Here is a 9878-nt window from a genome sequence, read left to right as displayed (position 1 = left end):
CGGCGGCGGCGGCGGCGGCGGCGGCGGCGGAGCCGCTTCCTCACCGAAGTTGTAGCTGATGGTGCCCATCAGCGAGTGCGAACGCCAGCGGGTTTCCGCGGTGTCGCCAGCCACGCTCACCAGGTCAATGCCGTCTGCGTTGAAGAAGCGATACTTCAGGCCGACGTCGACGTGGTTCGAAAGCGGTGCGCGAACGCCCGCGAGAACCTGCCAAGCGAAGCCCGTGTCGCTGTCATCGACGAGATCGTAGCTGACGCGTGCGACACCGGCACCACCGCCGACAAAGCCCTGAAGGCCGTCGTCGGGACCGAAGTCGAGAAGGCCGTTGACCATGAACGACAGCGCATTCGCGTCGCCAAGGTTGTAAGCCGGACCGGCGAAGTCGACATAGTTGTCGACGTTGGCTTCGCGGTAGCTGGCTTCGGTTTCGAGACGGAACGCCCCGAAGTCGTAACCAACAACACCACCGACATCGTAGCCGGTGTCGAAGTCGAACTGGCCGGCGTTATCGACACCATTGATGTCAACGTCAGCATCTTCGACGATCATGGCGCCGAAGTCGAGCTCGACATACCATGCGCCATCGCGCGCGAGCGCGGGAGTGGCGATAGCTGTCGAAGCCAGCGCCAGTCCAATGACGAGTTTCCTCATACGTTTCCCCTACTAATAGAGATTTGGAGCCACCGAGTGCGAAGAGTCTCTAACCCTTCAACAATCTGCGCGCAAGCGCACATTGCGGACCACTGTTGCAAGAATGTCGCGCTGGAGAGGGCCGTAGGCCGTGCATCGCCACCGCAGCGGTAATTTTGCATTGCCCCTTTGCCCTCGTCCTTGGTCGCCCATCACGCTCCGGGCAACATACCCAGAACCTGCAAGGCCGTGACCAATTGCGTGACCGCCGCCCTTGCTTCGATGTCAACCACGGCCCCTCCGTTTGGTTCCTGAACACTCTGTGTTTTTTTCCAGCCGGTCTGGAAAAATCGTTCCTGTGCAGCGGCTATGTCGTAGACACGAAGGCCTTCCTGGGGGGGCACGAAGAGCCACTGTCCCCCCTGCCGGCAAGCGAGCGCCTCGTCGTGACCGGCCCATTCGCCCGTGGCGCCTGCGCCGACCAGCCAGGCCTGCCCATCGTCGACAGAGGCAGGGGGCGCGGCCGCCTCACCCTCGATTGCGATGTGCAAGAGGGCATCGAGACGAAAAAGAGCCTCGTTGATGAAAAATTCCTTCTGCGCCTGCCCCTGAAAAAGCAGGGGCAGGGTGTAGCGAGGGCTGGTGGCATCAAAGGTAACCGAGTCTGTCATGTTTGCGCTCCTTGGATCGGTTCCGGTCGTGGGGCGAGGGTATGCATCAGGCCGCTTCGAGCGTGCCCAGAAGGAGGGCCGGGGAGAGGGCGTGGGTGCCTGCCTGGCGCACGCGCACCGGCGCCGTGATGGCTGCTTCGCCCAGTGTGGCTATCGTTGCCGGTGAAATCTCGATCCGGGGCTCCAGGACCTGCCAGGAGGCCAGGGGCTGTTCCGGGTCACCCAGCGTCAGCAGGTAGATCTCGGTCTCCTCCACCAGCGGAACGTCGAGCGTGTCGGCCCAGCGCCATGCGCCGCGTGCGCGGCGTGTCCAGGTAAAGCGCACGGTTCCATCAGGAAGGCGCGTGCGGCGGGGATGGACCGGGGCGAGTGGACGCCGGGTGATGCCATCGAGGTGGACGCTGGTGCGAACCGGCGCTGCATCGCCACGGCCCAGCGCAACGACCTCGCGCTCCGCAGCGCTGCTCAGGAGAGCTGCGTCGAGGGGCCGGATGGCGGTGTCGAGGAGGACAAAGGCCTCGCCCGGGGCATGGGCGGCCAGGCCAGCCTCGCTGCCAGCCAGGCCGCGCAGGAAGCCGGAGAGCCGCCATGCACCCGGGCCGATCGGGTCGGCCTTGGCGAACTGGACAAGTTCTTCGCCGACGAGCGCGAGATTGACACCCTGGGCAAGTTCGGCCGTGTTCGCGCCACTCAGAACCATCGCGGGATCAGGAAGGGTGACGTCGAGCGCGGACGACCGGTCGAGCAGGAGCGAATTGGCAGGGGGTAGCGCATTGGCGGTGACCCCCAGCAGCGCCCGTGTCCGTCCCGTCGCTCCGAGCGGTTCCAGCGTTCCGGTGCCGGGATCGGCATAGAGCGCGGCGCCCGGCCAGCCCGCGCTTGAGGAGGAGGCGGCGGCATGGGGGCGCGGTGCGTCGCTGTGCGCGCTGGCGGTGTCCAGGGGAAGTTCGAACGCCACCAGTCGCGTTTCGCCCGGGGGCAAGTCCACGGGCGGTGCATAGCGACCCGAGCTCCCGGTAAGAGGTGCGGTCTCCAGCGTGGCTGTGGGCAGGCGGCGCTCCAATTCCAGTTCGACGCCGGCCTCGCACCATTCCCAGGCTCGCACGCGCCAGGTGCCCGAATGTCCCGGAAGGCGCACCTCGACGCCCGGCGCAATGGCGGGATCGAGTTCGGTCGTGCGCCAGACGATCGTATCGCGTGCGCGCTCGGCCCTGCGGTGGGCACGGTGGATGAGGCGGGCGGCATTGGCTGCATCGAGGCTCGCGGGCAGGTCGATGCCGACCGGTGCGCCGGGGGCGGGGCGGCCCGCAACGCGCTGCACTCCGGGCAGGTAGTCGCGGTCCTGGTCATAATAGCGCAGCAGGGCGAGCGGGCTTGGCGCAGGTTCGCCGCGGCTCCGGGCAAAGCCGCTCCGCGCGCCGAACCCCTCCGGGTCCTCGGGAACGGAGGCGGCGCCGAGTGTCCTCGCGGCGCCCCCAAGGCTCTCGTGCCGCACGAGCAGGTTTTCGCCCGAGGCGTCGGTGTCGAGGGGGAAGACGGCGTCGAGCGCCTGAAGGCTTTCCACCACCGGACCTGAACAGCTGAAGCCTGTGAGCTCGGGCAGCTGGGCGTTGGTTTCGCAGGCCTCGAGCGCGTCGTCGAGGATATCCTGCAGGAGGACCGTGTCGCCTGCGAAGACTTCAAAGGTCAGGGCGGGAATGCGGTTGTAGAAGTCGGCGAGCTGCAGGTCCTCGAAGACGACGTAGGCAAGGCCACGATAGGCAGGCAGCTTTGGGCGCCCTCGGCGCTGGCAAGCAGGGGGTCAAGGGGCTGGTCGCCGCGTCCTGTGTGAATGCGCAAGGTACCGCCGGCCTTGAGGTCCCCCTGCGCGCCGCGCAGCAGTTTGCCGTCGGCCCAGATACGCCCAATGCCCTCGATCGGACGGCTGGCGAGCGCGACGGCGAAGCTTGCGCTGTACGTGTAGCTGGAAAGGGAAGGGGACCCCTTGCCGGTGCCCATCGTTTCGCTGTGCTCGGTGAGTTCGGTGGCCCAGATCAGGCTGCCCGCCACGCGCATCGCGCCGTAATGGCGGGGGAGGACTTCGCCATAGGTCGAGCGCGTCGCATCGAGTTCGCGCAGGCGCGGCCCCTGGCGGGACGAGGCAAACAGGGCGCCGTCGATCTGGCGACCGACAAGCGAACCGATGGCTCCGCCAACGGGACCGGCCAGGGCCGTGCCCGCCGCGCTGAAGACAAGTGTGGCCATGAGGAAAGCATCCCGCAGGAGTGGATCAGGAGGAGGGGGAGGGAAGGTGCCAGGCGCCAAGCTGTCGCCACGATGTGGGCAAGGGGCCCTCGACGATGCGGCGCAGGCCTGCATGGGCGTGGATCGCGATGTTGCGCTCGGGCACGCTGTGGATAAGGAAATGGTATTGGCAGGCGCCGGTGCGGACCATCGCGATGTCGCCGGGCGCCGGCTCGCGGTGAGCCGCGTGCAGTCCGGCGGCAGCGAGAACGCTTCCCGCGTCGGGGGGCTGGCGGGAGCGCAGCGTATAGCGCGCCGGTAGCGCAAGGGGGCGGCCCAGCCTCGCCAGGGCGCTGCCAACAAGTCCTGCGCAGTCGAGGCCGGTCGCCGGATCACGTCCGCACAGCCGGAAGGGCGTGCCTACGAACGCGCGTGCAGCTTCGACCAGGGCGTCAGGCGTGGGAGTAAGGTCGGTCGCGCGGGTCACAGGGCGGAAGGGTAACGCTGGAGCAGGTCGTTGCCGGGCAGGTGCGGCTCGCCCCTGAAATTGATGGCGTTGGCAAAGCGCGAGGAGCAGGTGCCCAGCGTATGGTCGCAGCCCTCGCGCAGGCGCACGGGTGTACCTGGCAGGGGGGGCGGTTCCATCGGCTGGTCGAGCACCAGCGCGCCCTCCGCACTCACACCGAGAATGGCGGTGACCTGGCCTGCGCGCGCGCCGTCGAGCCAGCGCAGGGTGCCGCCTGTGAACAGGGCGGGATCGGCCAGGCCTGCGGGCGTGACGCTGTTTTCCTCCTCGTTGGCCTCGAGGATGTGTGTTTCGGTTTCGAAGCGGCGCGCATTGAGGCTGCAGCCAGGTCCAGCAAAGACCGCGCGGCATGAAGGGCTGGTACGGGGCAGGGTGTCGCGCGCGAGTTCGCTCTTGCGCGAGGAAAGCTGCGCCTCGAAGCCGCCGTCGCTTTCGAGGATGGTGCCAAGGCTCCCGGTGTAGAGCAGGTGGCGCTCGCATGTCTCCCAATCGACGAGCCCGATGCGCACCCCCGCGCCATCGAAGCGGCCTTGCTCAAGATCTTCGTGGGTGATCGAGCCATGCGTGATGGCGCCGCGCACGTCGGCGCTGTCGGGCTCGAACCCGGCCGAACGGCGGATCGAGGAGGGCAGCATTCCGGGTGAGGCGCGGTGGAGGACCCCATCGAACCACAGGTCCGCATCGTGGGTGGTGAACCCCAGCGTCACGCCGTCACGGCGCAGGATGCGCCAGAACAGGGCGACGGTTTCAAGTTCTTCGGAAAACCAGGTGCGCATCATGGGGCCTCCCGGATCTCGACGATGGGCACGCTGGGGGCTTCGCCCGCCGCGAAGGAGGCACCCGAAATCTCGAGTTGGTCTTCGGCAAAGCGCACGGGCACATCGAAGAGGAAGCCGGCGCGCACCACGCTTCCTTCCGGGGGCGCTTCGTCAAAGGTAATCACGCCGCCGGGCGAAAGGGTCCAGTTGCCCTGCTGGACCACGCCATCGAGCGAGACGAGCACGCTTGCCGCATCGGGCCGGGTGATCCGGCGCACCTGCAGGGCCTCGCCTTCGCCATAGCACTTGAGGAGAGCGAAGTCCGCGCGCAGGCCATCGCCTTCACCAAGCTCCTGGTCGAGTTCGGTCGGGGTGTCGACCATGCCCGCCGAGCTGAAGTCACTGGGATCGCGCAGGCGAAATCCCCGGGCGGGGCCCCGGCGAGCACGGAAGAAGGCGATGAGCGTGCCCAGTTCGGCTTCCGAGCGCACACCCGGCCCCACGTCGAAGCGCAGGCGCGCATTGGCCCACAGGCTGTTGCGGCGCTCGAAACCCGAGGCGGTTACCGAGACGCTCGTCGAGAATTCGGGGATCACAGTGGCATCGCGGCCGAGCGCCAAGGGATAGAGAATATCGTCGAAGGCCTGCATCGCCTCGTCTCCGGTCGGGGGGGAAGGGGGCGCGGGAAGGCGCACGTAGCCATCGCGCATGATCTGGGGCAGCGCCCAGACGATGATCTCGTGGGGGCTGCGGGCCTGGGCTTCGTCGATGCCGCTATCGATGCGCCGCCACAGGTCGGCGTCGGCGGCATCAAGGACGAAGCCGGCGAGGTAGTCCTGCTCTGTCGGGGGGTAGCCGAGGCGGGTATTCACCGTCTCGTAGGCGCGGCGGCGCGCGGCGTCGCGCCCCTCGGTGAGCCAGTCGTAGTCCTCGACCTGGAGCCGGTCGAAGGCGGGGGCGGCCCAGCCAAGCGGCAGGTTGGCCCGGTAGAGTTCGGGCATGGCAGGCGCGAGGATCGTCGGGGTAAAGACGAGCGCCAGCGCTTCGACGGGATCGGGCGCGACGGCCGCGCGGACCGCGCTCACCAGCGCCGCAGTGGACTGCGCGAGCAGGGCTCCGGCGGCATCAAGCAGGTCGGTCTGCGCGGGGGTGAGGGGCGCGCGCATGTCCGGGATTGCCACGGGATCACCGCCCAGAGCCGCAGCGGAGGCGGCATCGTAGAGGTAGATGCGGCCCTCCACCGTCGTCCACCACCAGGGCTCGCCAACCTGGAAGCGCACCTCGCACCCTGCGTCCGCCATCAGCTGGGCAAAGGCACCGCCGACTGACTGCAGCCAGGCCATTGCCTGGGTGTGAGCTGGGGAGAGCAGCGAGGACGGCGGCTCCCAGCCGGTGAGCGCCGGATTGCCCAGATGATCGCGTTGCATCCAGTTATCCGGGCAATGCTGGGCGAAGAGCTCGTAGGACAGGGATGCAATGGGGCGAAACCCTTGCGCGGCGCACGCGGCGAAGAAGGCCGCGTGCCAGGTGCGCGTGGGGGTGTTGAGCGGATCGCCGGACGTCGAGACCAGAAAGTCGCCCGAGGTCTGAGAGAGGCGGAAGAAATGGCTCATGCCCACGTAGTGCAGGACCGTGCCGCGATAGCCGAGCTGGCGGATGGTGCGCACGAGCCGGGCCGGGGTCTGGACGCCGTCGTCATCATAGCCGGTCGCGATGGCAAGGCCGTGCGGAGGCAGAAAGACGTCGCCGATCTCGAGCATGGCGCGCTCGCCATCGCAGGTGATGGCGCTCATCTCGATCCAGCCTTCCGCTTCGGCGGAGAGCGGAGTTTCGCTGCCCGCCACGTAGCTGCGGGGCGAAGGAGATGAACATCCGGTCGATGTGACCGGGCCACACCGGATCGGCGTCCGTCGGGAGCGAGAAGCCGCCTTCAAGCTGGGAGAAGGGCAAGGTGATCACCGCGTCTTCGGGACTGCCCTGCGCATAGTTCCAGAGGCGTACGTACCAGGTGCGCGCGGCTCCTTGCGCGTCGCGCCCCTCGATGGTGAGCGTCGGGCCATTGACCGCGTCGAGCGCCAGCACGCCGCCCGAGCGCCAGCGGAAGCTGAGGTGCGTGTGGGAGTAGTCGCGGTCGGTACGGTAGGCGAGGAGCGGATGGTCGATCGTGTCCTCGCTGGCCCAGATCAGGCCGCCAAGGTCGGTCTCGCGCAGGAAGCTGGCTTCGACTCGCAGGGCATCGGGGCCGGTCGAGACGATCGTCGCGACCATGGGGCGGGGGTAGTTGACGGTCCAGAAGCGCGGATCGAAGCGCTGGATCCAGTCGCTGTCCTGTCCCTTGCGGCTGTCGGCAAGCCAGAAGGCCATGGGCGGGTTCCTCGTCGGTGATGGGGAGGGCAGGCGAAAGGTCAGGAAGCCGTGAGCGCGCGGCGCACAGAGCTTGCAATCTGGCGCGAGGAGCGCTGCAGAGCGCGCGGGGCACTCGCGCCGCGCTCCCCGCCAAGCGAGATGGCCACACGCACATCGCGTGGCGGCTGGCGGTTTTCCGCGGTCTCGATGCGGCCCGCCGAGGTGGGCACGAAGACCTCCGGTCCCCGTTCGCCAACCAGGTACCCCTGGCCAGGGGCCACATTGCCGCCGGTCGCCCGGCCAGGCAGCCCGAGCAATCCCGGGACCAGACCGGCAAGGCCGTCGCCCGCACCGTTGCCGCCACTGACCGCGCCGACCAGCGTGGACATGCCTTGCGCGGCGATGGCGTCGAAGGCGGAGAAGGCGGCATTCTTGAGGTCCTCGAAGCCCAGGCTGCCACGCCGGATGGCGCCGGTCAGGCTGCGCTCAAAGCGATCACCCGCCCGGGCAAAACCTTCGCCAAGACCGGTGTCGATCTCGCCGCGCAGGACCGCGATATCGCGGGCAAAGCCCTGGGTGCTTGCGCGGACCTCGATCAGGAGTTCGTCGATGTCATCGCTCATTGTCTCGCTCCATCATGGCGTTGAGGGTGGCGCGGTCGAGCCCTTGCGAAGGGGCATCGCTCGCGGGTTGGAGGATCGTGGCCAGTTCCTCGGGGGTGGCGTTCCAGAACTCGTGCGGTCGCCAACCCAAGAGGTGGGCGGCAAGGGCGCACAGGCGGGTGGCGCCGGCCCCGAACCGCGCCGTGGGCTCGTTCACACCGTGCCCTTGAGGATCTGGCCGAGCAGGGTGCGCAAGGGGACGGCGCAGCGGGCCAGACCCAGCCGGGCGACGGCCTCGCCCACGGCTTCGCGCGGGACGGCCGTGGGCGGCTGGAGGCAATGCCAGAACAGCGTCGCCACTTCGCCAAGGCGCAGCTGGCCCTCGCCTGCCCGTTCGACCAGGGCATAGAGCGGGCCCAGTTCCTCTTCGGCGGCGACCAGCGCGGCGAACGAGGGGCGCAAGACATGCGCGTGGCCTGCGATTTCCAGCGTGGCTTCGCCGCGCAGGGGGTTGGCTGGCACACTCATGCGGCCGCGATCGCGCCCGAGCTTTCCAGCTGGAGCGTGTAGTTGCGCTCCCCGTTGAAATCGCCCGCATAGTCGAGGCGCTGGACGAGGAAACGGCCACGCAGTTTCTCTCCGTCCTCGAAGCTCAGTTCGTAGTCGTCGAGCGTGCCTTCCATGGCGTTGACGCGGATACGCGTTTCGGCCGCGCTGCCCAGGAAGATGCCCGCTGCGCTGACCGAGACCGTGCGAGTCCCCGCGCCCGAGAGCAGCTCGCGCCAGCCCCCGCTGTCCTTGCTGGTGATGACGAGGGTCTCGCCCGTCACCGACATCTGCGTGGTGCGCAGGCCCGCGACGGTCTGGTAGGTCGGCGGGTTGGCGCCGTCGGAAATCTTGAGCAGGAACGCACTGCCTTTCTGGGCGGTCATGTCGGGTCTCCTGTGAGGAAGGAATCAGCTGGCGAGGAGCCGGAAGGCGTATTCGAGAAGGATCGCGCGGCGGTTGCCGGGACGCTGCTCGGAGCGCGCGCGCAGAAAGCGGGAGGTGATGATCTCGATGCCTTCGTGTGCGGCGGGCAGGCTCGCGATGCGGTCTTCGATCGCGGTGACCAGCGCGGCCATGCTGGCGGGGAGGTCGCCCCGGGCCTGGAGTTCGAGCGCCACGCGCACCTCGCGGCCCCGGTGGGTCTTGCTGCTCCAGTCGGTGCTGGCGCTGGTGGCTATCGCCAGCCAGGGCAGGCTGGTGCGCGAGGGGGCTTCCTCGCAGATGGCGTTGAGGGTGCCGGAAAGGGCCGGGTCACCCTGAAGCCAGGCGAGGAGCGCAGCGCGCAGGAGCACTTCTTCCATCGGTCATCCTTTCCGGAAAAGCGGCCAGACAAGATCCGCGCGGCGCCAGGGGGCATCGGTGTCGCGAGCGGCGAGGCGGCGGGCGGCCAAGGTTGCTTCGGCAAGGCGCCGGGCCTTTTGCGTGAGGCTGCGGGCGAGTGGCTCGAAGCTGTCCGCGCTGCCACCCTCAACGCGCCGTTCGCTCATGCGAGGCGCATCCGGCGCCAGGGCCGCCACAGCGCTGCGACCGAGGCCGGGGGCAGGGGCGAAGCGCCGCTGCCCTCGCGCTCGCGGTGCTGGTGGGCGGCGAGGCGCACGATGCCGTGGCGCAAGGTCTCGGGCAGGGTGTCCCAGTCGGGAGCAAGCCCGGCGGTGAAGCGCACGGCAAGACGGCCGGTGGCAAGAGACAGAAGGTGCACGCGGCCGGTCCCGTCCGCTTCCAGGTCAAGCGCGTAGTCGCTGGCAGGGACAGGGCTGCGGGTGCCGTCTGCGCCCAGGAGCTCGAGCGCGGTGATGGCCTGGACGGGGCGGGTAGTGAGGGCGCTCCAGTCGCGCGCGGCGGGGACGATCTCCTCGCAGGGGCATTCGAGGGGAAGGAGGCCGGTAAAGGCTTCGCAGGTTTCGAGCGCTGCGGCGAGCAAGCTGGCCAGCGCATCGTCATCGTACCCGGTCGTGATGCCGAGCCACTGCTTGAGCTCGGCAAGCGCCGATGACGGCAGCGTGGCCGGCGTAAGGATGACCCGGTTCATCGGCGTCTCCGATCGTTGTCGTGGGCAGGAGAGAACATGGAAAAG

Annotated in this window: 13 protein-coding genes and 1 pseudogene; all 14 read right to left on the bottom strand. The window is 68.5% G+C overall.

The features are described 5' to 3' along the window. The coding region (locus MBENS4_RS26405) for an outer membrane protein (protein ID WP_242404777.1) at positions 1–651 on the bottom strand (651 nt) is incomplete at its 3' end. Positions 652–842: 191 nt separating this feature from the next. After that, positions 843–1301, bottom strand: a complete 459-nt coding sequence (locus MBENS4_RS04645; protein ID WP_039389094.1) for a DUF2793 domain-containing protein — start codon at positions 1299–1301, stop codon at positions 843–845. A gap of 46 nt (positions 1302–1347) precedes the next feature. After that, a complete protein-coding gene (locus tag MBENS4_RS04640) occupies positions 1348–2865 on the bottom strand; it encodes a GTA baseplate fiber-binding domain-containing protein (RefSeq protein ID WP_242404776.1) in 1518 nt (505 codons plus the stop codon). A 122-nt stretch (positions 2866–2987) separates the two neighbouring features. Further along, on the bottom strand, positions 2988–3545 hold the full coding sequence (locus MBENS4_RS26400; RefSeq protein WP_242404775.1) for a hypothetical protein: 558 nt from the start codon (positions 3543–3545) through the stop codon (positions 2988–2990). Positions 3546–3570: 25 nt separating this feature from the next. After that, the gene (locus MBENS4_RS04635) at positions 3571–4011 is read right to left on the bottom strand and encodes a C40 family peptidase (protein ID WP_052321995.1); all 441 of its coding nucleotides are present in this window, start codon (positions 4009–4011) and stop codon (positions 3571–3573) included. Continuing rightward, positions 4008–4829, bottom strand: a complete 822-nt coding sequence (locus MBENS4_RS04630) for a DUF2163 domain-containing protein (RefSeq protein ID WP_039389093.1) — start codon at positions 4827–4829, stop codon at positions 4008–4010. The genes MBENS4_RS04635 and MBENS4_RS04630 overlap by 4 nt, the downstream gene beginning before the upstream one ends. Continuing rightward, positions 4826–7172: pseudogene (locus MBENS4_RS04625) on the bottom strand (DUF2460 domain-containing protein). Before MBENS4_RS04625 ends, MBENS4_RS04630 begins: the two are co-directional and overlap by 4 nt. A 41-nt stretch (positions 7173–7213) precedes the next feature. Continuing rightward, a complete protein-coding gene (locus MBENS4_RS04620; RefSeq protein ID WP_039389091.1) occupies positions 7214–7777 on the bottom strand; it encodes a hypothetical protein in 564 nt (187 codons plus the stop codon). Further along, complete coding sequence (locus MBENS4_RS04615) at positions 7767–7973, bottom strand: phage tail assembly chaperone (RefSeq protein ID WP_039389089.1); 207 nt, start codon at positions 7971–7973, stop codon at positions 7767–7769. The genes MBENS4_RS04620 and MBENS4_RS04615 overlap by 11 nt, the downstream gene beginning before the upstream one ends. Further along, positions 7970–8284, bottom strand: coding sequence for a gene transfer agent family protein (locus MBENS4_RS04610; protein ID WP_039389087.1), 315 nt, complete (start codon positions 8282–8284; stop codon positions 7970–7972). Before MBENS4_RS04610 ends, MBENS4_RS04615 begins: the two co-directional genes overlap by 4 nt. Next, on the bottom strand, positions 8281–8688 hold the full coding sequence (locus MBENS4_RS04605; RefSeq protein ID WP_039389085.1) for a phage major tail protein, TP901-1 family: 408 nt from the start codon (positions 8686–8688) through the stop codon (positions 8281–8283). Before MBENS4_RS04605 ends, MBENS4_RS04610 begins: the two co-directional genes overlap by 4 nt. A 24-nt stretch (positions 8689–8712) precedes the next feature. Continuing rightward, the gene (locus MBENS4_RS04600) at positions 8713–9105 is read right to left on the bottom strand and encodes a DUF3168 domain-containing protein (RefSeq protein ID WP_039389083.1); all 393 of its coding nucleotides are present in this window, start codon (positions 9103–9105) and stop codon (positions 8713–8715) included. 3 nt (positions 9106–9108) lie between these two features. Next, on the bottom strand, positions 9109–9291 hold the full coding sequence (locus tag MBENS4_RS04595; RefSeq protein ID WP_039389082.1) for a hypothetical protein: 183 nt from the start codon (positions 9289–9291) through the stop codon (positions 9109–9111). Beyond that, the gene (locus MBENS4_RS04590; protein WP_039389080.1) at positions 9288–9833 is read right to left on the bottom strand and encodes a head-tail connector protein; all 546 of its coding nucleotides are present in this window, start codon (positions 9831–9833) and stop codon (positions 9288–9290) included. Before MBENS4_RS04590 ends, MBENS4_RS04595 begins: the two co-directional genes overlap by 4 nt. Positions 9834–9878: the final 45 nt, after the last annotated feature.

The sequence above is a fragment of the Novosphingobium sp. MBES04 genome, assembly GCF_000813185.1.
In the GTDB taxonomy this organism is placed as follows: Bacteria; Pseudomonadota; Alphaproteobacteria; order Sphingomonadales; family Sphingomonadaceae; genus Novosphingobium; species Novosphingobium decolorationis.
The sequence above is the reverse complement of the archived record's forward strand: the minus strand, read 5'-3'. Positions and strand labels throughout refer to the sequence as shown.